We start from the raw sequence: 23,290 nt of genomic DNA on the forward strand, positions 1-23,290 counted from the left end.
CGGCGCGGATGTGAATATCGCGCCGCGATCATACGGACATGACATGGCCCAACGTGCAGCACGAGTCGCTTTCTGGATCGCTGCACTTTGTATTGCCGCTATCATCGGCATATGGGCCTTGCTGCCTTGGCTCGTTTCCAGCGAAGTCGTTCGCACCGCGATCGAACGCGAGCTATCGGATATCGCCGGCCAGACCGTGCAGGTGGACGGACGCGTCGACATACGCCTTTATCCAGCGCCGATTGCCCGGCTTTACGACCTGCGAGTGCCGCGGGAGACGGATGCCGCCGGAGAAGAGCGCCCCGACCTGCTGACCGCCGACATGGTCGAAGTCGCGATCCCGTTTTCCAGCCTGGTCATGCGCAATCCGGTGTTTTCCCAGTTCAGGCTGGTCCGCCCTTATCTCCGGATCGCGCTGGACGAACGCGCAAGCCCGATCGGCCGCGACGGCAGGCTGGCGCTGGCCATCGCCGATATCGAGCGCGACGACCCACAGGCGGCGGGGCAGCGCGGCAGTGCTGTCGGCCTCGGCACGTTTACAATCGAAAACGGCACGATCGAGTTTCTCGATTTTGGTGAAGAGAACCCCGAAAAGATCACCGAACTGACCGGAACAATAAGCTGGCCGCGCTTTGCCGGGCGAATGTCGGCGACGCTCGACGCCATCTGGCGCGGTGCCGCCTTCCAGCAGTCGACGGACATCGACGAGGCGATCCTGTTTTTTGCCGGGCGCGCGGCGCAGGTGCGCACCGAATTTACCAGCGAGGTTCTGAACTACGCCTTCGACGGCGCGATGAGCACGGGTGAAACGCCCTTTGCCGAAGGACCGGTCTCGATCAGCAGCCCGTCGCTCAGCCAGGCGCTCAACTGGCTGCAGGCCGGTATTCAGCCGGGCCGCTCCATCGGCGAAATCTCGCTTGAGGGCGACATGCGCGGCGACAACCGGCGCATCCGCTTCGACAGCGCCGATATGGTCCTGCAGGGAAGTGCGGGAACCGGGGTTCTCGAATTCGCGTTCGGTGCCGGCGAAAAACCGTCGCTGACGGCGACGCTCGATTTCCTCGATCTCGATGTTCCCTCCTATCTGTCGGCCTTTACCGGTTTCCCGCGCAATCTGGCGGCTTTCGGCGACACGGCGTCGACGACGTTTATCGACCAGATCGATGTCGACCTGAGGCTTTCGGCGGCGCGCGCCAGCGCAGGAAACATGGCGCTGGCCAATGTCGCCGCCGTCACCCAGATCCGCAATGGTGAAGCAGTGTTTGAAATGGCCGACGCCGCCGGCTATGGCGGATTCGCGCAGGCCCGTTTCGCGCTCGGACGCGACGAAGACCAGGTGCGCTTCGACCTGCGGATCAACGCCGACCGTATCGACAGCGCAGCGCTTGCCGGCACGCTTGAGATCGAAGGCCTCGTTCCGAAGGGCGAATTGTCAGGAATGATCGAGATCGGCGCGCCGCTCGCCAAGTGGAGCGATATCTTCAATCGGGCGGACGGCGAAATCAAACTCGACATGACGGATGGCAGGATCGACGGGTTTACCCGCGAGACCCTGTTCGGCACCACGACCGATCAGCGGTTTTTCCGGCTGCAGGAGGCCGGAGCGGCGGACCTGTTCGACACCATGCATGTGAGCGCGCGTGTGCAGGACGGCGTGATCATCATCGAAGACGGATCGATCGCCTATCCGGATTTTTCCGTGCGGCTGAACGGCGTGATCCCCTACAGCACGGCGAGCGTGGCGCTGACCACCATCGCCAGCGAGCGCACGACCGAGGACGAGCCGGCCAGCCCGGTCGTCCAGCATTTCATCGGCGGATCGTGGGCGAACCCTTATGCCACGCCGGTACTGCTGCCCTGAGCAAACCGCCAATGCCGTTTCGGACAGGCGTAAACGCTAAAGAGCGGTTAACGCGACATGGCGCAGTTTAGCGAGTTGTTAGCCCTTTTGGCGATAATTAGTCCCGTCAATCGCTAGCGGGCGGGGTCTGGTGTATCACATTGCGTCAGTAGTCTTCCGGATTGCCGTGGCGTCGCTGATCTGCGGCGCCGCGCTGTCGTTCGTCGACATTTCGGCCGCCGATCTGCTCGCCAAGGCCGGACTGACGCCCCAACGCGTCGTCGAACTCGTCCAGGAAGCGTTTGCCTGGGCACTGCCCAACATGCTGCTCGGTTCGATGATCATCGTGCCGTTGTGGTGCGTCGCCTACATGCTGCGCCCGCCGCGCGGTTGAACTTCCGGCTGGCGCCTGCTCCAATCCAGATGTCCCTCTACCGCGACTCGACCTGGACGGCGCGGCGTTTGTTGAGGAGTGCGGCGACGATGACCCCGGTCGTCACGATGCCGATCAATACCGTGCAGACGGCGTTGATTTCCGGCGTCACGCCGAGGCGGACCTGGCTGTAGATCTTCATCGGCAGCGTCGTCGCGCCAGGCCCCGACGTAAACGACGCGATGACGAGATCATCCAACGACAGCGTGAAGGCCAGCATCCAGCCGGCAATCACCGCCGGGAAAATGACTGGCAGCGTCACCTTCATGAAAGCCTGGAACGGCGGGCAGCCGAGGTCCTGGGCCGCCTCCTCCAGCGACTGGTCGAAGGTGACCAGCCGCGACTGCACGACGACAGCGACGAAGCACAGCGAGAATGTGATGTGGGCGAGCGTGACCGTCCAGAATCCGCGCGCAAAATCGATCGACACGAAGAGCAGCAGCAACGACAGGCCGGTGATGACCTCCGGCATGACCAGCGGCGCATAGACCATGCCGGTGAAAAGCGTCCGGCCCTTGAACCGGATGAAGCGCGTCAGCGAGACGGCGGCCATCGTGCCGAGCACGGTTGCGATCGTGGCCGAGATCAATGCGACACGGATCGTCACCCAGGCGGCATCCATGAGGCCCTGATTGGACAGCATCTCGACATACCACTTGGTCGAGAAACCCGCCCACACCGTCACCAATCGCGACTCGTTGAACGAGTAGACAATCAACAGGACGATCGGCAGATACAGAAACGCGAAGCCGAAGACGACCGACGTGATGTTGAACCAGGTCCAGCGCCCGCTCACAGCGACGCCTCCGTGGCACGCGCCTGCGAGTTCTGGAACCAGACGATCGGCACGACCAGCACGATCAGGAGGATGATCGCGAGCGCCGACGCGACGGTCCAGTCGCTGTTGTTGAAGAACTCGATCCACAACGTCTTGCCGATCATCAGCGTCGACGAGCCGCCCAGCAGGTCGGGAATGACGAATTCGCCGACAGCGGGAATGAAGACCAGCAGGCAACCCGCCATCACGCCGGGCACGGCCAGCCGGGCCGTCACCTTCCAGAACGCGCCGATGCGCGTGCAGCCAAGGTCGCGCGCCGCCTCGACAAGGGATTCGTCCATGCGTTCCAGCGTCGCGTAGATCGGCAACACCATGAAGGGCAGATAGGAATAGACGATGCCGATATAGACGGCGATGTTGGTCGAAAGGATTTCGAGCGGCGCGTCGATGACACCGAGCCAGAGCAGGAACTGGTTCAAAAGCCCTTCCTGCTTGAGGATGCCGATCCAGGCATAGACGCGGATCAGGAACGAGGTCCAGAACGGCAGGATGACCATCATCAGCAGGATCGGCCGCAGGTTTTCCGGCGCCCGCGCCATGCCGTAGGCCAGCGGAAAGCCGATCGTCAGCGCCAGCAGCGTGGAGAAGAAGGCGATCTGCAGGCTGGAAAGATAGGAGTTGATGTAAAGCCGGTCCGAGAAGAGAAAGGCGAAATTCTCGAAATCAAGCTGCCCGATCTTCTCGCTGATCGCGGCCCAGCCGTCGGAAAACCCGAATTGCGGCGCATAGGGCGGCGCGCCATATTCGAGATCGGACAGCGCGATGCGCAACACGATCAGGAAGGGCAGCAGGAAGAAAAACAGCAGCCACAGATAGGGAACCAGAATGACGAGCCGGTTGGAAATCGCGCGGATCATCGTCATCGTTCCAGCACGATCCCGGCATCGGCCGGAAACGACAGCCAGATCCGCTCCTCATAACCGATCGGGTCCTCGACGAGACGCGAACGGTTCAAGACCGCCGCCTGTATGACCTTTCCGGAATCCAGCCTCACGTTGAAGATCGTCATGTCGCCGAGATAGGCGATGTCCCAGACTTCGCCCTCCAGCGCATTTACGGCGTCTTCGGGCCTGGTCCGCCCGACCTGCATCTTTTCGGGCCGGATCGCGAACCAGCAGGTCGCACCCTGCGCAGGCGCAGCCTCGCGAAGGCCGCCGACAATCTGACCGTCCGCGCCATCCAGCGTGACATGCCCGTCCCCGCACCCGGCGACCTTGCCTTCCAGCAGGTTGATCGAGCCGATGAAGTCGGCGACATAGCGCGTATTCGGGGCTTCGTAGATCTCCGCCGGCGTGCCGGTCTGGACGATAACGCCGCGGTCCATCACCGCGATCCGGTCGGACATCGTCATCGCCTCTTCCTGGTCGTGGGTGACGATCATGAAGGTCAGGCCGAGTTCCTGCTGCAGGTCCATCAGTTCGAACTGGGTCTCCTCGCGCAGCTTCTTGTCGAGCGCGCCGAGCGGTTCGTCGAGGATCAGGAGCTTCGGCCGCTTGGCGACGGCGCGGGCAAGCGCGACCCGCTGGCGCTGGCCGCCGGAAAGCTGGTGCGGGCGGCGGCGGGCGAATTCCTCAAGCTTGACCAGCTTGAGCATCTGCGCGACCCGCTCCTCGCGTTCGCCGCGCTCCATGCCGTCCTGACGCAGGCCGAAGGCGATGTTGTCGGCGACGCTCATATGCGGGAACAGCGCATAGGACTGGAACATCATGTTGACCGGCCGCTTGTGCGGCGGCACACCCTTCAGCGGCTGGCCATCCAGATAGATCTCGCCTTCGGTCGGCTCCTCGAAGCCGGCCAGCATGCGCAACAGCGTGGTCTTGCCGCATCCCGACGGGCCAAGCAGCGAGAAGAACTCGCGCTCATAGACATCGAGCGAAAGGTTGTCGACGGCGGTGAAGTCCCCGAAGCGCTTGGTGACATTGCGAAACGAGATGTGGGGCTTGGCGTCGGGGTCGTCCCAAGGCGCGAATGATCTGCGGATATTGCCCAGCGATTGCATGACGTTCCGGCTCCCCCGCCGACAGATGCAAAACGGCCCCGGCGCTAGCGCCGGGACCGTCCATGTTACTGGCCTGTTTTGACCGAAGTCCAGGCGCGGTTGAGGATGCGCTTTTCGCGCGCGTTGTCCGGCGACACCGTATAGAGGCGCGCCACCGTTTCTTCGCTTGGATAGATGGCCGGATCGCCAATCACATCCTCTTCGAGCATCGGCTTGGAAGCGGCGTTGCCGTTGGCGTAGTAGACGTAGTTCGACGCCTTCGCCATCACATCCGGGCGCATGATGTAGTCGAGGAACAGATGCGCTTCCTCGACATTATTGGCGTCCGACGGAATCGCCATGTTGTCGAACCACATCAGCGCACCTTCATTCGGGATGACGTATTCGACGGTCACGCCGGCATCGGCCTCAGCGGCGCGGTCACGTGCCTGCAGGACGTCGCCCGACCAGCCGACCGCCAGGCAGATGTCGCCATTGGCGAGCGCGTTGATGTATTCCGAGGAGTGATACTTGCGAACATGCGGGCGGATGCTCAAGAGCAGTTCCTTCGCCTTGTCGATGCTGGCCTGGTCCTTCAGATCCGGATCCATGCCGAGATAGTTCAGCGCGGCTGGCACCATCTCGGCCGGTGCGTCGAGCAGGAAGACACCGCAATCCGCCAGCTTGCTCACGACGTCCTGGTCGAAGACGAGATCCCAGGTGTTGAGTTCGAAGTCGGCGCCGAGGCGCTCGGTGACCATGCCGACATTGATGCCAATGCCGGTCGTGCCCCACATGTAGTTGATGGCATGCTCATTGCCGGGATCGTATTTTTCAAGTCGCTCGGAAATCGCCGGATCGAGATTGCCCATGTTTGACAGTTTCGACTTGTCGAGTTTCTGGAAAACACCGGCCTTGATCTGGTTGGCGAGGAAGGTACCAGTCGGAACGACGATGTCGTAGCCCGTCGATCCGGCGAGAAGCTTGGTTTCAAGCACCTCGTTGGAATCGAACACGTCGTAGACGACCTTGATGCCGGTTTCTGAAGAAAAGTCCTCGAGGATCGACTCGTCGATATAGTCGGACCAGTTGTAAATGTTGACCACGCGGTCCTGCGCGCCGGCCGACGTGGCCAGAACGGCAAGCGCGGCCGCGGTCGTTGCGAACAGTTTCGAACGGATCATGCTATGCTCCCTGCTGTGAAATCCGCCGCCGGGATTAGCGCCCACCCGGCGTTGCAGCGCGAAGACTATTGAGGAAAGACCTGCTGCACAAGGTTTTTTCATTGCGGGGAACTGGCGAAAAATAAGGCATCTTCTGGTGCCCGATTACAGGTAGGTCGTGCGTTCGAGCGGCGTGATTTCCGCCCAGAAGGCGACGATTTCGGCCCTTTTCAAGTCCTTGAATATTTTCGCCAGTTCCGGACCGAGCGCACGGTCGCAGAACTTTCCGGCCTCGGTCAGCTGCAACGCCTCATCCATGTCGTCAGGCAGTTGTTCGGCCTCGGTGTTCTCATAGGCGTTGCCGACGACCGGCGGTGGCGGCGTGTGCAGCTTCTCCAGCCCGTCCATCATCGCCTGCAGGATGGCGCACAGCACGATGTATGGATTGGCGTCGGCGCCGGCGATACGGTGTTCGATGCGCCGGTTGGCCTCCGTCGAAGCAGGGATGCGCAGCGCGACGGAGCGATTGTTCTCCGCCCAGACCGCGCGTGTCGGCGCGTAGGAGCCGGGCTGAATGCGCCGGAAACCGTTCCAGCTGTTGATGAACAACAACAGGCCCTGCGGCATGGTGTGGATCAGTTCGGCGATGACGCCGCCGAGATTGCGCTCGCCCGCCTCGCCGGCAAACACGTTGTTACCCGCCGCGTCGATAATGGAGGCATGCACATGCATGCCGTTGCCGGCATATTCGATGAAGGGCTTGGCCATGAATGTCGCCTGCAGACCGTGCTTACGGGCGCAGCCAAAGACGATCCGGCGCAGCATGATCACATCGTCGGCGGCGCGCAGCGGGTCGCAACGATGCTTCAGATTGACCTCGAACTGGCCCGGCGCGGCTTCCTTGATGATCGTGTCGATGGGGATGCCCTGCGCATCCGCGGCGTGGCGGATGTCATCGAACAACGGACCATGCTCGGCCAAATCGTCGAGACCATACATGCGCTGGCGGTCCGGGCCGGACGATGCGCCGACCGGCGCCGGCATGCCGTCGTCCCAGTCGGTGCCGGGCTCCAGCAGGTAGAACTCCAGCTCGAAAGCGGCGACCGGGTAGAGCCCGCGCTTGGCCAGCGCCTTGGTGATCCGTGACAGCGCGTTGCGGCAATCATAACGCAGCGGCTCGCCGTCCGGGGTGAAGCCGCGCAGCAATATCTGCGCGGTCGGCCGGTTGGCCCATGGAACGCGCGACAGCGTGCCCGGCACGGCGCGGAAATAGCCGTCCTTGTCGCCGGTCTCGATATGCAGGCCGGTTTGAGAGACTTCGCGGCCCCAGATGTCGAGGCCATGGATCGACATCGGGAAGTTCACGCCTTCCTGGAACGCCTTCTTCAGACTGTCGGCGGGCGCCCATTTGCCGCGCATCACCCCATTGGGGTCGACAAGCAGGAATTCGACCGCCTGCAAATCGGGATTGGCGGCCATGAAGGCCTCGTATTCTTCTATGTCGGGATTTTTGTCGAAAGAGGTTTGTTCGGCCGGGCTGATTGACGCCAAGATTGCACCGCATGCTGTTGAAGACGCCGCCAGAGGATGGTCTGGCGGCGGATTTGTCAATGTGGGTGCCGCGCCAATCGATGGCGAAGGCGAAGCGCCCGGGCCGCATGCGCGGCGCGCCACGGCCACTGCGCGAGATGCGCCGCCAGGCGTGCCATGGAGCCGCCGATCCACTTCAGCCAACCGGGAACCGGTTCGCCATGGGTCTCATAAAACTCCTGTTCCACTTTCGCGGTACTTTTCGGCTGTTTGGGAATGCGAAGCGGCGCGATCGGGAAGAATGGGCTTGTTCCGGTCATTCGAGCCTCCTTTTTTCATATTTCGAATATAATTCGCCATTTTTTCTCGAAAACTGCCCAAAACCGCACTATGTTTTTCATTCATGAAAAATATGAACTGGGAAGACCTGCGCATCTTTTGTCATGTTGCACGCAGCGGCGGTCTGTCGGGCGCAGCGGACGCCTTGTCGCTGAGCCCCGCCACGGTTGGCCGGCGAATGCTGGCGCTGGAACAGACACTCGGCCGAAACCTGTTTAACCGCGCGCAGACGGGATACGGCCTGACAAAAGACGGCGAGGCGCTCTACGGCAAGGCACTCGCGATGGAGGCAAGTGCCCGGCCAATCGGCGAGTGGCTTTCAACCGGCAGCGCGCGGCCGGCGGTGCGCATCTCGGCAGGCACCTGGACCGCGAACTTCCTGGCCGACAACTTCATGCGACTCTGGCAGCCGAACGACCCCTTTCGCATCGACTTCAAGGCGACCGAGGCGCGGCTCGATATCGCCCACCGCGAGGTGGAGATCGGCATCCGCAACATGCCGCCCGAGAGCGGCAACCTGGCTTCGCGGAAGCTCGAGGAACTGAACTTCGCGCCTTACCGGGCGCGCAACCTGCCGGATCCCAAGCCGGAATCCTGGATCGCCGTGGGCGCGGTGGATGCAGGAACGCGCTCGGCACGCTGGATGCTCGCCCAGCCCGACCTCGATATCTGCGCCTGGTGCAATTCGCCCCGCCTGTTGCTGGACATCGTGCGCACCGGCGCGGGTATCGGCGTGATGCCGTGCTTCATCGGCGACCGCGACCCGGCGCTTGAGCGGGCCGGGCCGCTGATCGAAGCGCTCAACGAAACCCAACACCTCGTGACCCACAATGACGACCGGCACCGGCCCGAGGTCCGCAAGGTCATCGAGCGGATCGCGGCGCTCCATGCATCGCATCGCGCGCTGCTGCGCGGCGACCGGCCGATCGCATTGCCGGAAACGGCGACGAGTTAGCCGAAGTCAAACGCGCTCAGGCCGGCGACCATCTCGTCGAGACCGAGCGGCTTGGTGATCGGCGGTTCGGCGCGGGCCAGGCAGCCGGCGCGCTCACAAACACGGCAGGCCGGCCCGACCGGCGTGACGAGCGGATTGTCATGCGGCCCGGCGAGCGCCGCGCCATAGATCACGCGGTCGCGATGCGTCAATTCGCAGCCAAGCAGCAACGCCGTGCGCCGGGGCCGCTCGTGAAACGCGCCCTGCGGCCCTTCCAGGGTGCGCGCAATGACCAGAAAGCTGGTGCCGTCCGGCATCTCGACAGCCTCGACCGCAATGTGGCCCGGCTGCGAAAACACGGAGTGGACCGGCAGTTTCGGGCAACCGCCACCGAATCGGGCCTGCGGAAACCCGGTCGCGCCGGCGCGCCGGAACCGGTTGCCGGCGTGATCGACCTCCAGCATGAAGAACGGCACGCCCGACGCGCCCGGACGCTGCATCATCGTCAGCCGGTTGGCCGCCTGCTCGAAGGACACGCCGAACCGCGAGCGCAGAACGTCGATGTCGTACTGGCTGCGCTCACAGGCGGCGAGATAAGGTTCGTAGGGCATCATCAGCGCGTGGGCGGCATAGCGCGCCAGCTCGAAACGGCCGATGCGGCGCGCTTCGTCGCTCGACAGCTTCAGGTCGGCGACCTCGGCATCGATGGCGACGCGCATCCGCAACAAGGCGGCTTCGATGGCCACTTCGCGCAGCTGGTCGTGCGACGACAGCCGCTCGGAGATGAACAGCCGGTTGGAGTGACGGTCATAGCGGCGGCGCCATTGCGGCATGGTCGCCACCGGCATGACCTTGACCGCGATCCCGTGATCGGCGCGCAACCAGTCACGCAGCGCCGACAGCAGATCGTCGCCGGGCGACAGCAACTTTATGAAGCTTGCCGCTTCTTCCTCGATGGAGACGAAGTGATTGGCGCGCCGCTCGAAGGCCTCGCGCGCCTCGTCCATCGGCAACCGCGCGCCCGAAAGCTTCGTCTCGTGGCCCTCGCGTGCCAGCAGGTCGGACAGATCGGTCAGCCGCTCCTGTCCTTCGCGATAGGCGCGGTAAAGCTTGAGCATGGCGGTCGCCACGTTCGGCGCGACATCCGACACCTCGACCAGTTCCTGGTCGCCCGGCAGTTCGGCGGCCAGCAGCGGATCGGCGAACATCTCCTTGAGATGCGGCAAAACCGAGTCGCCGCCCGACTGCAGATCTTCCAGATCGATCTTGTAGACCGAGGCGAGCTTGAGCAGCAGTTGGACCGTCAGCGGACGCTGATTGCGCTCGATCAGGTTGAGATAGGACGGCGAAATGCCAAGCGCTGCCGCCATGGCCGTCTGGGTCAGGCCCTGCTGATTGCGGATGCGCCGTACCCGTGGTCCCGCGAAGATTTTCTGTTCGGCCATTTTGTCGCGTTCTTCACAAATCCGAATTAGACACGAAGCCCATTTATTTACAGGATTTACAGCTTCACAAGCGGCTGTTGTGGGTTCCTTGACAGGAAAACGCGAAAATCGCCCCTGTTCAGCCGGTTTCCCGTGCGTATTTTGCGCCGCAATGTCAAACAAGTCAAAACACCGCTTCGGTGGAGCGACATCGCGCAACGGAAACCGGGTTCTTGTGACTGCTTTTTACAAACGCAGCATGAATGGCGTCTCGGAATTGCCTCGCGACGGTTCAATCCGCAGAGCGAATGGGCTAAGACGAACACAGGAAAGCGGTCCGGAATCCGCTTCAACCGGCAACCCACGGAGACGACAATGACCGCGCAAGAAAGACCACGGACCCACGTCAAGGAACGCGCCGAGGAACAGTCCTCGACGATGAGCACCGACCAGCAGACGGCGATCCGCATGCTGGCCAACGACCTGCACCGGCTCAACCAGTCGGTCATGCGGGCGGTGGAAGCCGGCGTTTCGGTCGAACTGATCCGCTCGGCGCGCCATCACGGCGGCGACGGCACCTGGGGCGACCTGCTGATCCCGGTGATCGTCACCAAGGGCGAGTAACCTGGGCAAGGCGGGTTTTCGCGCAACAATCAGAACGCCCTGCGATTTGACCTCCCGCGGGGCGTCTTTCTTTGCGAATTCGGCGATCCGGTCAGGCGGCGTGCTCGGCCCGTTCCCTGGAGATCTTCTCGGCTTCCTTGCCGTAGATTTCCTCGTAGTGGTCGAATTCGGCCTCGTACCACGCCGTGCCCAGCGTCGCCGAACCGAGCTGGCGGATCAGGTCGTCCTCCGCCGAGGCCGGCAGCAGCGCGCGGAAGATATCCCAGCCCTTGGCTTCCGGATCGCGGTCGAAGCCCAAAACCTGCCCCTTGAGCGAACTGATCAGCGACACCATCGCGCCGGAAAACACCGACGGAATGTGGATCATCACCTTGTCGATCGGTTGCAGCAGCACGGGATCGGCGGCCGACAGCGCTTCCTTGACCGCCATTCGGCCGGCGGTGCGGAAGGCATGGTCGGAGCTGTCGACGGAGTGATGCTTGCCATCGGTGAGCGTCACCGCCACATCGAGCACCGGAAAGCCGAACGGCCCCTTTTCAAGCGCGTCCTGCGCCCCCGCCTCGACCGACGGAATGTAGTTGCGCGGCACCGCGCCGCCCTTGACGGTCTCGTCGAAACCGAAACCGTCGCCGCGCGCCTGCGGCCGGACGATGACGTTGACATCGGCGAACTGGCCGGCGCCGCCCGACTGCTTGCGATGCCGGTAATGCTGTTCGACCTGGCGCGATATGGTCTCCCGATAGACGGCGAGCGGCGGATGCTCGGTCACTTCGATGCCGAAATCGTCGGCAAGCGTCTCGTTCAGCCGGCGCAGATGCATCGTGCCCTGGACCCGGACGACGGTATGGCCGGTCGTCTCGTCCTGGCCGACAGTCAGCCCGGTGTCGGTTTTCTGCAGCTTGTTGAGCGCGTCCGACAGGCGTACCTCGTCGCGTTCGCCCGCCGGCTCGATCACCCGGGCAAAGACCGGCGGATGGCTTTTCGCCCAATCCGGCGCAGAGCTGGCGGAGCCTGCCGCGAAGACCTTGCCGACATCGAGATGATCCGACTTTACGGCGACCGCCAATTGGCCGGGCAGCAACTCGCCTGCCGCGCCCTTGCCGGCGATGTCCTGCAGACTGCCGAGATTGTCGCCACCAAGCTGGGCGCCGCCCTGCACCCCCTTCGACAGCGCGCGCACGCACACCGACTTGCCGACATGTTTCCTGATGCGCGCATGGAACCCGACGGCCAGCGCATCGCGTTTCGCCGAAAGCCGCTGCCGCAACGCATCGACGGACGGGGTCTCGTGGCGCAGCGACTTCATCAGCCGGGTGATGCCATTGGCATGGCTCGCCGAACCGAGCAGAACCGGCACGATATCGGAATGCTGGAGCACGCGCGTCGCCACCGAATAGACCGCGCCAGTCGCCGGTTCGCGATCCTCGATCAGCTCTTCCAGCAGCGCATCGTCGAAATCCGACAGATGTTCGAGCAGCTCGGTGCGCGCTTCCTGCTCCCGGTCGACGGCGCTTTCGGGAATCTCGATCAGCGTGGACGACTGACCCTCGCGATAGCGCCAGGCCCGTTCCGAAATCAGGTCGACCACGCCGACAACCTCGCCGCCCTCGCGGATCGGCACCTGGCGCAGCACGACCGCGTGGCCGGAATACTCCTGCAAGGCGGAGACGATGTCGCGGACGCGGCCCTTCGGCTGGTCCATCCGGTTGACGAAGATGAAACAGGGCGTGCCGGCCGCCTCGATCGCGCGCAAGTAAGGCGCGGCGAGAACGGCGGCCTCCGGGTCGGGCGGCACGCACAGAACCACCGCGTCGGAGGCCATCAGCGCGTTGCCGCACTGCCCCGCGAGTTCGGGACCGCCGGCGAAGTCGATGGCGCACCACTCGTCTCCCATGAAGGAGAAGCGTGTAAACGCCATCAGCCCCATATCCTCGGGATGGGCGGGCTTGCCTTCAAGTTCGGCAAGCATCTGCACCAGGGTGGTTTTTCCGGAATGCGATGGACCAACGACAGAAAAACAACGCATAGAACAACTCCTCCCGGTGGAACCGCCCGCCGAGACCATTATCGGCGTTCAGATACCTGTCGATCCGGGGGCTCGGCCGGCCCGTCCGATGCGTGCATGCACCGGTCCTTGCCGACGGCCTGACCCGGTCGATCGATACTCCCCGCATCGCGTCCCGCGCGTCAAGTCGTGAATTGTTCATAATCGCCAGCCATCGGCAGATTGCGCCCCCTTCCTCTTGCAGGCGGCGCGGCCTATAAGCGTCCCATCGTCAACAAATCTGGTGATTGATGGCCAACGAGAGCACCCGGAGCCGAGCCGTGCGCGGCGCCGCCACCAAGACACGAAAACCGCCGACGCATGTCAGTAACCTGCGCGGCGTGAAGAACTGGAAACAGGCCGAAGAATGGCTGGCTTTCCGCACCATCGAAGACATCGAGTGCATCACGCCCGATCTTGCCGGCGTTCCGCGCGGCAAGATGATGCCGTCAAAGAAATTCACCTCCAAGACATCGCTGGCGCTGCCGTCGGCGCTGTTCCGTCAGACGATTTCCGGTGAGTACCCCGAGGAGACCGGCGACTTCCGCTACGATCCGCATGACGGCGACCTGAAGCTGATGCCGGATTTGTCGACACTGTCCGTCGTGCCCTGGGAAAGCGACCCGACCGCGCAGGTGATCTGCGATCTCGTCGGCGCCGATGGCAATGATATCGCCTATACGCCGCGCAACGTCCTGAAACGCGTCGTCGCGGCCTATGAGAAGAAGGGCTGGCGGCCGGTCGTTGCGCCGGAAATCGAGTTCTATCTCGTCGCCCGCAATTCCGATCCGGACTATCCGCTGCAGCCGCCGACCGGGCGCTCCGGCCGGGCGATTTCCGGCGGCCAGGCCTATTCGATCGCCGGCGTCAACGAGTTCGACGACCTGATCGACGACATCTACCATTTCTGCGAGGCCCAGGGGCTGGAGATCGACACGCTGATCCATGAGGAAGGCCCGTCGCAGCTCGAGATCAACCTGCGCCACGGCGATCCGATCGAATTGGCCGACCAGGTCTTCATGATCAAGCGGACAATCCGCGAGGCGGCGCTGAAACAGGACATGTTCGCCACCTTCATGGCCAAGCCGATGCAGGACGAATCCGGCAGCGCGATGCACATCCACCAGTCGGTTGTCGACGCCAAGACCGGCAGAAGCATCTTCGCGGCCGAAGACGGTTCGGAGACCGAGCTGTTCCTCTCGTTTGTCGGCGGCATGCAGCACTACGTGCCGAAGGCGCTGGTGATGATGGCGCCCTATGTGAATTCCTACCGGCGCCTGGCGCCGGAGATGGCGTGTCCGGTGAACACGGCGTGGGGCTACGACAACCGCACCACGGCGTTCCGCATCCCGACTTCCACGCCGGCGGCGCGACGCGTGGAAAACCGCCTGCCGTCGTCCGACGCCAATCCCTATCTGGCGCTTGCCGCATCGCTGGCGGCCGGCTACCTCGGCATGGTCAATGGGTTGGTGCCGTCCAGTCCGACGGCGGAAACCGCCAATGAGGGCACGGTCGACCTGCCGCGCGGCTTGCTGGAGGCGACATCGCTGCTGGAGAGCGAACGGGCCTTCGACGAGGTGCTGGGGCGGGAGTTCGTCGCCACCTTCGCCGGGGTGAAGCGCGGCGAGTTCGAGACGTTCATGCGGGTGATCAGCCCGTGGGAACGCGAGTATTTGCTGCTCAACGTCTAGCGCGCGTATGACCATGACCTATCAAAGCCCGATCTCGCCCGGGATCTCCTGGTACGAGGCGCAGGACGTCGAAAGACCGGCCTATCCGGCGCTTGACGGCGACCGCGATTGCGACGTGGCGATCGTCGGCGGCGGCTTCACCGGACTTTCGGCGGCGGCGCATCTGGCCAAGGCGGGTACGCGCGTCGTCCTGGTGGAAGCGCACCGTTTCGGCGACGGCGCGTCCGGCCGCAATGGCGGCCAGATGGGCACCGGCCAGCGGTCGTGGCCGGAGGAGCACGAGGAGGCGCTCGGACTGGAACGCGCCAAGGCGCTGTTCCACCTGGCCGAGGAGGCCAAGCGCCACCTGCTCGATTTCGCGCAGGACAACGGCATCGCCATCGGATACCGCGCCGGGCAGATCTCGGCGGTGCACAAGAAGCGCTATATCGACGAATACCGTGCCCATGCCGACATCATGGCCGAGCGTTTCGATTACCCGCACATCACCTTCATGGATCGCGACGAGGCCGCCGAGCGCATCGGCAGCAGCTTCTACCATGCTGCGATCCGCGACACGGCGACCGGCCATATCGACCCGCTTCAACTGGTGATCGGCACGGCGAAGGTGGCCAGCGAAAACGGCGCCGAGATGTTTGAAAACACGCCGGCGACCGGTATCGACCGCGACGGCGGTAAAGTCCGGATTACGACGGAGCGAGGCGCGATTACCGCCGAGCGGGCATTCGTCGCGGTCAATGGCTATGGCGACGAGAACTTCGAACCCGTTTCAGCATCGCACGTCATGCCGATCCGTTCGTTCATCGGCGCGATCAAACCATTGAAGGGCGATGCCGCGCGTACGGTCATTCCGGGCGGCGAGTCCATCGACGACTCGCGTTTCATGGTGCGCTATTTCCGCAAGTTCGGCGACAACCAGTTGCTGTTCGGCGGGCGTGAGGCTTACACCGCCGACAGCCCGGTCAACATCACCAGCCACATCCGCCGGCAGATCGTGGAGATCTATCCGGAGCTTACCGACATCGAATTCACCCACGCGTGGGGCGGCTCGGTCGGGATCACCATGACCCGCGAACCGTTCGTGCGCGAGGTCATGCCCGGCGTGACGGCGGCCGGCGGCTTTTCCGGCCATGGCGTCATGCTGTCGAACTTTACCGGCAAGCTCTACGCCGAGGCCGTGACCGGCAACCGCGACCGGCTGAAATTCGTCCGCGAGTTGAAAATCCCGGCCTTTCCGGGTGGCCGCACATTCCGCAAGCCGATGCTGACGCTGGCGCTGACCTGGTATTCCATGCTGGACCGGATCTGAGCATCCATCCTGCGATGGATGTTCAGTTGCCGCTGCGAGAGTTAAATTCACCATAGAGACGCGCGGCGACAGCGGCGCGGCTGGCGCAGCCCAGCCGGTCGAGCACGGCGTGAACATGATCCTTGGTGGTGGCGAGCGTGATGCCCAGTTCCACAGCGATTTTCCGGTTCGACAGTCCCTTGGCGATCAGCCCGGCAACCTCGCGCTGGCGCGGCGTCAGGCATTCGAGGCCCTCGGCACCCGCGACGCGTTCGCGCACAAAGACGACCGGCGCGCCAAGTGTTCGTGAAGCAGCGAGATCGAGATCGAAATCCCATTCTCCAGACTGCAGTCGGGCAAGAGCCGGAAGCGCCGTCCAGGCGCCCGCACCGGCTTCATCGGTTTCGAGCCGTTGCAGCGCTTCGCTGAGACTGTCCAGATGTCGCTTGTTCATCGCCATCTCCCGAAAGGAGCCTACATCATGACCGACGTGCCGATCGAGATCAGCAATTTCTTTCTGGCGATGCAAGCCGGCAAAACCGGGGCCGAGGCGCTCGCCGCCTGTTTCACCGACAATGCGGTTTATGAGGAGCCGTTCACCGGCGAGATGCGCCGCCACGAGGGCCGCGACGCAGTGATGGCGGCGATGGCGCTTGGCTGGGAGATGCCGATGATCGACATGCGCATCCGTATCGACCATGTTGCAACCGACGCCGACGAGATCCGCGTCGGCTGGACCTGCTTCTCGCCGTCGATCCCGGGCGGCAAGGGCAGCGGGCTCAACCGCTACCGCATGGAGGAGGGCTTGATCGCGCAATTGATCACGACGCTGGACGGGGATGGTGATTGATGAACCGCAACAGGCAGGTCGAGGACTGGCTGGCAAGCTACGAAAATCCGATGAAGGACGTCGTCGCGGCGATGCGCGACGCGATCCTCGCCGCCGATCCACGGGTGAGCGAAACCATCAAGTGGCGAGCGCCGACCTTCGTCTACAAGGGCAACATCGCGTCCTTCTTCCCGAGGTCGAAAAAGCACGCGAGCCTGATGTTTCATCGCGGCGCGCACATCCCCGGAGACTTTCCCAATCTCGAAGGCGACGCCAAGGACGGCCGCAGCTTCAAAATCGCAAAACTCGCCGAACTCGAAACAAAGAAGGATGAACTGCAGGCGGTTGTTATCGCCTGGTGCGACATGATGGATGGCGGCTGAGTGTCCCTCTCCGCCATGCGGTTTCGCATCCGGGGGCACTGGCGTGGTATTCGATGCTCGACCGGCTGTAGCGGTGAGATCCTTTCTTACCGGTAGGGCAACATGAGTAAGCAACGGTTCAGCGCCAGGAGCGCGGCGTCCGCGACATTGTGACCGAGCCCCGGCGCAGCAACGAAGTCGACATCGATCCCGGCTTCCGCGGCAGCCTCGATGAACACATCCCACACCTTGTGGCTGACCACCGGATCCTCGCGATCGCCGACGATGATGATGTCCTCGGCTTTGGTTTTCTCGACATGATCGAGCGGATCGTAGGCGCGCCTGTGAACGGGGTGCAGCTTGCCGCTTCTCAGCTTTACAAACAACTTGTTCGCCGAGACAGGCGCCGATCCGACCAGACATCCCAGATCGAACTTCTGCTGCTGGGCGGCGGCGAGGCAGAGATGGCCACCCGACGAGTGTCCCAGGCAGTGCAGCGCGGAATCAGGAAACATGTCCTCGACGGTCTTGAGGACGTTCACAAAGGCGTTGACCTCCTCCGGTTGCCTGATCTTGCGCCCGTTGGCTGAAAGCGGCCGGTAGATGCACGCCATCGATGAGCGGCCGATCACATTGCTGCCGAGATGGAGACAATTCCTCCTGAAGGCATCGGGCGTGCCCCCGTCCCCGTCGACGAACACGACGATGTTGTCCCGCCTCTTGCCCGGAGCCCAATCGGCCATGCGCAGGTCCCACCCGTCACGGCGGTTCGACTGCCAGAATTCGAGATACCCAAACGAAGCCGCCTTGCGGAACTTCGTGTCGGCGTGTTCGCTGACCGGATGCCGCGACGAAAGGAGGCGGCACCAGAAGGGCGCATTCTGTTTCACGAGCTTCTTGTCGTCGAAGAAACTCGGAGCAACTCCCGCCGTTAACTGGCTTTCCTCAATGTACTTTTCCACCGCGCCTCTGGTCCGCTTTCCAAGCAAGCCGTCGACAGGGCCGCTGTCGTACCCGACCTCGTTCAGCACCTTTTGAATGCAGGCGATGTCCTGATTGGCGGCGGATGCCGGCGCGGCCAGCAGCATTGCCGCAAGCGCGATCGCCAGTCGCCGAAGAACCGCCTGAAACATGAGCGCCCCGCATGTGATGCCGTTGCGGAAGCTTGCAACAAATCGAGCCGGTGGCAACAGAAAATACTTGGCCGTTTCAGGAGGGATCAGTTCGGGACAGCCGACACAGCGTGGAGATGGCCTGCCGCCCGGAAGGCGTTCAGCACGCGAAAGGATTACCCGGACTTCAGGTCTTCCAAACACACTCTCGTATGCGCCGCGCCCGCTCCGCGTACATTGTGCCCCCAGCCATACACGCGCTGGAACACCACTTCGATGCCATGGCTTGCCGCCGCCTCGATGAAGGCATCCCAGACCTTGTAGCTGACGACATCATCTTCCTTGTCACCGACGATCATGATCCGTTCGCCACGGGTTTTTGCGACATGATCCAGAGGATCATATGCCCTTTTTGCCAACCGGCTCAGCTTGCCGTGTTTCATCCGTCCCAACATTCGAAGCGCCGACGGCGGCGCTGCGGCGACCACGCATCCAAAATCGGTGGCTACATGCTGCGCGGCGGCGAGACACAGAAGAGCGCCGCCGGACTGCCCGGTGCAGTGTGATTCGGCTGCCGGCCACATTGACGACACCATTTCGATGACCTCCACGAACTCCGCGATTTCCTCTGCCTGCCGCCGCTTTCGTGGAACCGATGCATAAGGCCTGAATACGCACGCGGTGACCTTTACGTATTGCAGCCTTGCCCGGACACTTCTGTATCGCAGCATCGAATTCACTTCACCGCAGACACCCGAGAACTCGCCGAGAGGGAGGTCGTCGCCATGGGCAAAAAAGACCACATCGTCCGGCGGCAGGCCGGCGACCCAGCCATGGATGCGAACCAACCAGCCCTTCCCGAAGTGACCTTGCCAAACGTCGTGGCCAGGATTGTCGGTCATCCGGCGAAACTGCCGGCCTGAAATGGTCCTGACGGGATGGCGTTCGGAAAGGTCTACGCACCAGTCCGAGCTGGTTGAGGGGATCAGCGGACCCGGCTTCATTCCATATATCGGCACGGCGATCATACTGTACTTGGCAAAAGCAGCCGTCGTTTTCTTTCCGAGCACGCCGTCTTCCGGCCCGGCATTGAAACCGACATCGTTGAGGATTTCCTGAACGCATTTGATCGCCGGGTCAGCGCTTCGGGCCGGGTCGACCGCCGACAGAAGGGTCACCGCCACCAACAGCCAACTGGCCAAGACAGATTTCGTTGGTCGGCAATTCGCGACAAAGCAGAACATCGAACCAGCCCGGTGCTAACGAACATATGTCCTCCGCATCATGGCGCGCATCCGCCTTGTGGCCAATCGAAAAATCTTACGTTACGGGATTTACGGGAGCGCCCAGCTCAGGCCGCCTTGCGCACGATCACGCTGCCCGCCGAATAGCCGGCGCCGAACGAGCAGATGACGCCGTAGTCGCCCGGCTGCAGATCGTCGGAATACTTCGAGAAAGCGATGATCGAGCCGGCGGACGAGGTGTTGGCGTAGTCCTGCAGGATGTTCGGCTGCTCGCCGTTTGCCGGCGTGCGGCCAAGCACCCTGGCGCCGATCAGGTCGTTCATGCCCTTGTTGGCCTGATGCAGCCACAGGCGCGACAGATCGTCGGCCGACAGCTTCTCGTCGGCCAGGTGCGTCTGGATCAGCTCGGCGACGATCGGCACGACCTGCTTGAACACCTTGCGGCCTTCCTGGCGGAACTGCATGTCGCGCCGGTCCTGCATGTGGCCTTCGCGGGTGCGGCGCAGAAAGCCGTTGTTGTTGCGGATATTGTTGGAGAACTGCGTCAGGCAGCGCGTCGAGACGATCTCGTAGCGGCCGGGCGCGGTCGCCAGATCGGCGCGCTCCAATACGACAGCCGTGCAGACATCGCCGAAAATGAAGTGGCAGTCGCGGTCGCGCCATTCCAGATGCGCCGAGCAGATCTCCGGATTGACCATCAGGATGGCGCGCGCCGAGCCGCAGCGGATCATGTCGGCGGCGGCCTGGATGCCGAAGGTCGCCGACGAACAGGCGACATTCATGTCGAAGGCGAAACCGTTGATACCGAGCGCCTGCTGCACTTCGATGGCGATGGCCGGATAGGCGCGCTCATGGTTGGAGGCGGCGCAGATGACGGCGTCGATGTCGGCAGGCGTGCGGCCGGCCTTTTCAAGCGCTATGGATGCCGCCTTGAGCGCCATTTCGGCCATCACCGACAACTCGTCGTCGGAGCGTTCCGGCAACAGCGGGAACATGCGCTCCGGATCGAGCACGCCGGATTTGTTCAGCACATGGCGGCTTTCGATGCCCGACGCCTTGACGATGAACCCCTCGTCGGAATCGGGGATCGGCTCGACCTCGCCGCGCGCAATGGCGTCCGCGTTTTCGCTGTTCTTGCGGCGGGCAAAGGCGTTGAATGCCTCGACGAGTTCGGCGTTGGAGATGCTCTCTTCCGGGGTGAATACCCCGGTGCCGGAAATGGCGACGTTTTGCATGTTTCTGGTTCTTTGATTGCAGTATTCAGGCAATAAGTGCTCGAAGACGGCAATTCAATGGGCAACCGGCGCGCCATCGCCGTTCCGGTCAGAAAGGATTGACCCAGTCGATGAGTGCGCCGGCGCGCCGGCTTACCGACCCCGCCGCTTGCGCCGTCCCGGACACAAGGGCGACCGCCATGCCGCGCAGCTTGCGGCCCGGCGAGGTGCGCACCTCGACGACATCCCATTCCGGCGGCTCATACATGATGATGTCTATCGGCTCGCTGTCGACTTCTGGCACGGCCGGCAGTTCGGGGCCCGAAGCAACCGTCTCGGCCGGCTGCAGGCAGCGGGCCACGACCACCGGATACCGGCCGTCATCGGCCTCGGCGAGCAGGCGGTCGGCGGCGAGGCCGCATTCCTCCGCCGTTGCATAGCGCTGTTCGACGGTGCGCAGGTAATTGCACTGCGTCGCGGTGTCGTCGCAGCCGAGCAGGGTCAAAACGATCAGCGTTTCCATCATGGCAGCCTCCGGGCAGTTCGAGGAGGCGATGTAACGCGCGAATGCAGCCGGTTATGGGCCGAAACCCGGCGATGTTGTGATTTACGCCGCGGAGTATTCTACAACGGCCAGACCAGCAGAATGGCCGGCACGGCGACCACGATCACGATGATCTCGAGCAACAGCCCCATGCGCCAATAGTCTCCGAAGCGGTAGCCGCCAGGCCCCATGACGATGGTGTTGTTCTTGTGGCCGATCGGGGTCAGAAAGGCGCAGGAGGCGGCAACCGCAACGCCCATCAGGAACGGGTCCGGATTGACGTCAAGCGCCGTCGCCACGCCGACGCCGATGGGGGCGGCGATCAGCGCGGTGGCGACATTGTTCAAAAAGTCCGACAGCGTCATCGTCACGATCATCAGAACGGCCAGCACCACCCAGGCCGGGAAGCCGGCTGTGGCGTCGACGATCAGCCGGGCGATCAGTTCCGTGCCGCCCGACGCCTCCAGTGCCACGCCAATCGGGATCAACGAACCGAGCAGGACGATGACTTTCCACTCGATCGATTCATAGATCTCGCGCCCGCCAACCAGACCGAGCAGCGCATAGGCGACAACGCACATGCCAAGCGCGATATCCAGCGACACGAGCCCGAGGACGGAAGCAAGGATGGCGGCAGCGAAACCGGCGATCGCCATGGTCGCCTTGCTGCGTTGCAGGAACTGCGTCTGCCCGCCGGCCAATGGCCAGACGCCGAGCCATGACGTGATTTCCTGCATGCGCTCCTGTGGCCCGAGCAGCAGCAGCACGTCGCCGGGCATGACCGTCAGGCGGCGGATGCGGTCGCGGAAACGCTTGCCGGAGCGCGACACGCCCAAAAGCGTGATGCCATGGCGGTACTGCAGCCGCAGATCGGAGGCCGAACGGCCGGCGATGCGCGAGCCGTCGGGCACGATTGCCTCGACCAGCGTCAGCGTCGGCGAGGCCAGGCCAAGATCGTGTTTCTCGGACCCGGAGAAATCCAGATCGGCCGCGCCCATGAACGCCTCGATGGATTTCGGGTCGCCTTCCAGCACCAGAAAATCGGATTTCGCCAGCGTGTGGTTGCGGCCATAGCCGGGCAGGCGCTTGCCGCGGCGGATGACGCCGAGAATGAAGACATCGTTGTCGCTGGCGGCCGCGTAGAGTTCGTTGACCTGCAGGCCGATCGACTTGGAACCGTCCTTGACGCGCGCCTCGGCGACGAAGCTGCCACCCTCCTCGGCGGGCGCGGCCAGCCGTTTGCGCTCGCGGTTTGGCAGCAGACGCCAACCGATCAGCGACACATAGGCAATGCCGGTGGCGGCGACAGCAAGACCGACCGGCGTGAAGTCGAACATCGAAAACGGCTCGCCGAGCGCCTGGGCGCGATACTGCGAGACGACGATATTGGGCGGCGTGCCGATCAGGGTGAGCATGCCGCCGAGGATGGTTGCGAACGACAGCGGCATCAGCGTCAAAGCGACGGCCCGCTTCGCCTTGGTCGCGGCGTCGATATCGAGCGGCATCAAAAGGGCGAGTGCGGCGACATTGTTGATGATTGCCGACAACAGCCCGCCGACCACGGACATCACCGCGATATGCATCGGCGCGCCGCGTTCCGGGCGCACCACATAGGGGGAGATCAGTTCGACCGCGCCGGAATTGACCAGGCCGCGCGATACGACAAGCACCAGCGCGATGATCACCACAGCCGGATGACCGAAGCCCGCAAAGGCAGTGTCTGCCTCGATATGACCTGCGGCCACCGCGATCAGCAGAGCCGAAAACGCCACGAGGTCGTAGCGGAAGCGCCCCCAGATCAGAAAGACGAAGACGGTGCCGAGAAGCCCGAACAGGAACAGTTGCTCACCGGTCATGCC

22 protein-coding genes are annotated in these 23,290 nt (G+C 63.2%); 9 read left to right on the plus strand and 13 right to left on the minus strand.

The annotated features are described in order from the left end of the window. Nucleotides 1–43: 43 nt before the first annotated feature. Nucleotides 44–1,861, plus strand: a complete 1,818-nt coding sequence (locus ACO06R_RS19055) for an AsmA family protein (protein WP_421853892.1) — start codon at nt 44–46, stop codon at nt 1,859–1,861. A 166-nt stretch (nt 1,862–2,027) separates the two neighbouring features. After that, entirely contained in the window at nt 2,028–2,234 is a 207-nt protein-coding gene (locus tag ACO06R_RS19060; RefSeq protein ID WP_421853895.1) for a DUF6460 domain-containing protein, read from the plus strand. Nucleotides 2,235–2,271: 37 nt separating this feature from the next. Here the strand turns inward: ACO06R_RS19060 and ACO06R_RS19065 are convergent, their stop codons facing one another. The 5 genes from ACO06R_RS19065 to ACO06R_RS19085 all read right to left on the minus strand — a co-directional run bounded on the left by ACO06R_RS19065 (nt 2,272) and on the right by ACO06R_RS19085 (nt 7,731). Then, nucleotides 2,272–3,069, minus strand: a complete 798-nt coding sequence (locus tag ACO06R_RS19065) for an ABC transporter permease (RefSeq protein ID WP_421853898.1) — start codon at nt 3,067–3,069, stop codon at nt 2,272–2,274. Beyond that, nucleotides 3,066–3,974: an ABC transporter permease subunit gene (locus tag ACO06R_RS19070; protein WP_421853901.1), complete on the minus strand. Its 909-nt coding sequence runs from the start codon at nt 3,972–3,974 to the stop codon at nt 3,066–3,068. The genes ACO06R_RS19065 and ACO06R_RS19070 overlap by 4 nt, the downstream gene beginning before the upstream one ends. After that, nucleotides 3,971–5,110, minus strand: coding sequence for an ABC transporter ATP-binding protein (locus ACO06R_RS19075; RefSeq protein WP_421853904.1), 1,140 nt, complete (start codon nt 5,108–5,110; stop codon nt 3,971–3,973). The genes ACO06R_RS19070 and ACO06R_RS19075 overlap by 4 nt, the downstream gene beginning before the upstream one ends. A gap of 65 nt (nt 5,111–5,175) precedes the next feature. Further along, on the minus strand, nt 5,176–6,273 hold the full coding sequence (locus ACO06R_RS19080; RefSeq protein WP_421853907.1) for a polyamine ABC transporter substrate-binding protein: 1,098 nt from the start codon (nt 6,271–6,273) through the stop codon (nt 5,176–5,178). A gap of 144 nt (nt 6,274–6,417) precedes the next feature. Beyond that, on the minus strand, nt 6,418–7,731 hold the full coding sequence (locus tag ACO06R_RS19085; protein ID WP_421853910.1) for a glutamine synthetase family protein: 1,314 nt from the start codon (nt 7,729–7,731) through the stop codon (nt 6,418–6,420). A gap of 83 nt (nt 7,732–7,814) precedes the next feature. On the opposite strand from ACO06R_RS19085, the gene ACO06R_RS19090 reads away from it, so the two are divergent. Together ACO06R_RS19090 and ACO06R_RS19095 are read left to right on the plus strand one after the other, a co-directional pair. After that, complete coding sequence (locus ACO06R_RS19090; RefSeq protein WP_421853913.1) at nt 7,815–8,189, plus strand: hypothetical protein; 375 nt, start codon at nt 7,815–7,817, stop codon at nt 8,187–8,189. After that, nucleotides 8,186–9,076: a LysR family transcriptional regulator gene (locus tag ACO06R_RS19095; RefSeq protein WP_421853916.1), complete on the plus strand. Its 891-nt coding sequence runs from the start codon at nt 8,186–8,188 to the stop codon at nt 9,074–9,076. The genes ACO06R_RS19090 and ACO06R_RS19095 overlap by 4 nt, the downstream gene beginning before the upstream one ends. On the opposite strand, the gene ACO06R_RS19100 is transcribed toward ACO06R_RS19095, so the two are convergent. After that, a complete protein-coding gene (locus ACO06R_RS19100) occupies nt 9,073–10,500 on the minus strand; it encodes a helix-turn-helix domain-containing protein (RefSeq protein ID WP_421853919.1) in 1,428 nt (475 codons plus the stop codon). The two genes, ACO06R_RS19095 and ACO06R_RS19100, sit on opposite strands and share 4 nt — an antisense overlap. A gap of 354 nt (nt 10,501–10,854) precedes the next feature. Between ACO06R_RS19100 and ACO06R_RS19105 the strand changes: the two genes are divergently transcribed. Then, a complete protein-coding gene (locus ACO06R_RS19105) occupies nt 10,855–11,103 on the plus strand; it encodes a hypothetical protein (protein ID WP_421853922.1) in 249 nt (82 codons plus the stop codon). 91 nt (nt 11,104–11,194) lie between these two features. Here the strand turns inward: ACO06R_RS19105 and ACO06R_RS19110 are convergent, their stop codons facing one another. Continuing rightward, the gene (locus ACO06R_RS19110) at nt 11,195–13,129 is read right to left on the minus strand and encodes an elongation factor G (RefSeq protein WP_421853924.1); all 1,935 of its coding nucleotides are present in this window, start codon (nt 13,127–13,129) and stop codon (nt 11,195–11,197) included. Nucleotides 13,130–13,398: 269 nt separating this feature from the next. On the opposite strand from ACO06R_RS19110, the gene ACO06R_RS19115 reads away from it, so the two are divergent. Both ACO06R_RS19115 and ACO06R_RS19120 read left to right on the plus strand, forming a co-directional pair. Continuing rightward, entirely contained in the window at nt 13,399–14,838 is a 1,440-nt protein-coding gene (locus tag ACO06R_RS19115) for a glutamine synthetase family protein (protein ID WP_421853927.1), read from the plus strand. A 13-nt stretch (nt 14,839–14,851) separates the two neighbouring features. Then, nucleotides 14,852–16,147, plus strand: coding sequence for an NAD(P)/FAD-dependent oxidoreductase (locus tag ACO06R_RS19120; RefSeq protein WP_421853930.1), 1,296 nt, complete (start codon nt 14,852–14,854; stop codon nt 16,145–16,147). Between the two features lie 22 nt (nt 16,148–16,169). On the opposite strand, the gene ACO06R_RS19125 is transcribed toward ACO06R_RS19120, so the two are convergent. After that, nucleotides 16,170–16,580 (minus strand): response regulator transcription factor, encoded by a 411-nt coding sequence (locus ACO06R_RS19125; protein ID WP_421853933.1) that lies wholly within the window; start codon nt 16,578–16,580, stop codon nt 16,170–16,172. Nucleotides 16,581–16,607: 27 nt separating this feature from the next. Here ACO06R_RS19125 and ACO06R_RS19130 point away from each other — a divergent pair, with 27 nt between their 5' ends. Together ACO06R_RS19130 and ACO06R_RS19135 are read left to right on the plus strand one after the other, a co-directional pair. After that, complete coding sequence (locus ACO06R_RS19130) at nt 16,608–16,976, plus strand: nuclear transport factor 2 family protein (protein ID WP_421853936.1); 369 nt, start codon at nt 16,608–16,610, stop codon at nt 16,974–16,976. Next, nucleotides 16,976–17,338: a DUF1801 domain-containing protein gene (locus tag ACO06R_RS19135; protein WP_421853939.1), complete on the plus strand. Its 363-nt coding sequence runs from the start codon at nt 16,976–16,978 to the stop codon at nt 17,336–17,338. Before ACO06R_RS19130 ends, ACO06R_RS19135 begins: the two co-directional genes overlap by 1 nt. An 86-nt stretch (nt 17,339–17,424) precedes the next feature. Here the strand turns inward: ACO06R_RS19135 and ACO06R_RS19140 are convergent, their stop codons facing one another. The 5 genes from ACO06R_RS19140 to ACO06R_RS19160 all read right to left on the minus strand — a co-directional run bounded on the left by ACO06R_RS19140 (nt 17,425) and on the right by ACO06R_RS19160 (nt 23,287). Next, complete coding sequence (locus ACO06R_RS19140) at nt 17,425–18,450, minus strand: hypothetical protein (RefSeq protein ID WP_421853942.1); 1,026 nt, start codon at nt 18,448–18,450, stop codon at nt 17,425–17,427. Between the two features lie 155 nt (nt 18,451–18,605). After that, complete coding sequence (locus tag ACO06R_RS19145; protein ID WP_421853946.1) at nt 18,606–19,499, minus strand: alpha/beta hydrolase family protein; 894 nt, start codon at nt 19,497–19,499, stop codon at nt 18,606–18,608. Between the two features lie 281 nt (nt 19,500–19,780). Further along, on the minus strand, nt 19,781–20,908 hold the full coding sequence (locus ACO06R_RS19150) for a beta-ketoacyl-ACP synthase III (protein WP_421853949.1): 1,128 nt from the start codon (nt 20,906–20,908) through the stop codon (nt 19,781–19,783). An 88-nt stretch (nt 20,909–20,996) separates the two neighbouring features. Continuing rightward, complete coding sequence (locus ACO06R_RS19155) at nt 20,997–21,413, minus strand: hypothetical protein (protein ID WP_421853952.1); 417 nt, start codon at nt 21,411–21,413, stop codon at nt 20,997–20,999. Between the two features lie 98 nt (nt 21,414–21,511). Continuing rightward, nucleotides 21,512–23,287: an SLC13 family permease gene (locus ACO06R_RS19160; protein ID WP_421853955.1), complete on the minus strand. Its 1,776-nt coding sequence runs from the start codon at nt 23,285–23,287 to the stop codon at nt 21,512–21,514. Between the last annotated feature and the right edge of the window lie 3 nt (nt 23,288–23,290).

The organism is Oricola sp., from assembly GCF_965230365.1.
In the GTDB taxonomy this organism is placed as follows: domain Bacteria; phylum Pseudomonadota; class Alphaproteobacteria; order Rhizobiales; family Rhizobiaceae; genus Oricola.

What these genes read in the sequence shown, in the direction of transcription:
- ACO06R_RS19090 (WP_421853913.1), top strand. Translation starts at nt 7,815, where the DNA reads ATGCTGTTGAAGACGCCGCCAGAGGATGGTCTGGCGGCGGATTTGTCA.
- ACO06R_RS19080 (WP_421853907.1), bottom strand. Translation starts at nt 6,273, where the DNA reads ATGATCCGTTCGAAACTGTTCGCAACGACCGCGGCCGCGCTTGCCGTT.
- ACO06R_RS19100 (WP_421853919.1), bottom strand. Translation starts at nt 10,500, where the DNA reads ATGGCCGAACAGAAAATCTTCGCGGGACCACGGGTACGGCGCATCCGC.
- ACO06R_RS19095 (WP_421853916.1), top strand. Translation starts at nt 8,186, where the DNA reads ATGAAAAATATGAACTGGGAAGACCTGCGCATCTTTTGTCATGTTGCA.
- ACO06R_RS19150 (WP_421853949.1), bottom strand. Translation starts at nt 20,908, where the DNA reads ATGCAAAACGTCGCCATTTCCGGCACCGGGGTATTCACCCCGGAAGAG.
- ACO06R_RS19155 (WP_421853952.1), bottom strand. Translation starts at nt 21,413, where the DNA reads ATGATGGAAACGCTGATCGTTTTGACCCTGCTCGGCTGCGACGACACC.
- ACO06R_RS19130 (WP_421853936.1), top strand. Translation starts at nt 16,608, where the DNA reads ATGACCGACGTGCCGATCGAGATCAGCAATTTCTTTCTGGCGATGCAA.
- ACO06R_RS19160 (WP_421853955.1), bottom strand. Translation starts at nt 23,287, where the DNA reads ATGACCGGTGAGCAACTGTTCCTGTTCGGGCTTCTCGGCACCGTCTTC.
- ACO06R_RS19070 (WP_421853901.1), bottom strand. Translation starts at nt 3,974, where the DNA reads ATGACGATGATCCGCGCGATTTCCAACCGGCTCGTCATTCTGGTTCCC.
- ACO06R_RS19135 (WP_421853939.1), top strand. Translation starts at nt 16,976, where the DNA reads ATGAACCGCAACAGGCAGGTCGAGGACTGGCTGGCAAGCTACGAAAAT.
- ACO06R_RS19055 (WP_421853892.1), top strand. Translation starts at nt 44, where the DNA reads ATGGCCCAACGTGCAGCACGAGTCGCTTTCTGGATCGCTGCACTTTGT.
- ACO06R_RS19125 (WP_421853933.1), bottom strand. Translation starts at nt 16,580, where the DNA reads ATGAACAAGCGACATCTGGACAGTCTCAGCGAAGCGCTGCAACGGCTC.
- ACO06R_RS19105 (WP_421853922.1), top strand. Translation starts at nt 10,855, where the DNA reads ATGACCGCGCAAGAAAGACCACGGACCCACGTCAAGGAACGCGCCGAG.
- ACO06R_RS19140 (WP_421853942.1), bottom strand. Translation starts at nt 18,450, where the DNA reads ATGTTTCAGGCGGTTCTTCGGCGACTGGCGATCGCGCTTGCGGCAATG.
- ACO06R_RS19110 (WP_421853924.1), bottom strand. Translation starts at nt 13,129, where the DNA reads ATGCGTTGTTTTTCTGTCGTTGGTCCATCGCATTCCGGAAAAACCACC.
- ACO06R_RS19085 (WP_421853910.1), bottom strand. Translation starts at nt 7,731, where the DNA reads ATGGCCGCCAATCCCGATTTGCAGGCGGTCGAATTCCTGCTTGTCGAC.
- ACO06R_RS19075 (WP_421853904.1), bottom strand. Translation starts at nt 5,110, where the DNA reads ATGCAATCGCTGGGCAATATCCGCAGATCATTCGCGCCTTGGGACGAC.
- ACO06R_RS19115 (WP_421853927.1), top strand. Translation starts at nt 13,399, where the DNA reads ATGGCCAACGAGAGCACCCGGAGCCGAGCCGTGCGCGGCGCCGCCACC.
- ACO06R_RS19120 (WP_421853930.1), top strand. Translation starts at nt 14,852, where the DNA reads ATGACCTATCAAAGCCCGATCTCGCCCGGGATCTCCTGGTACGAGGCG.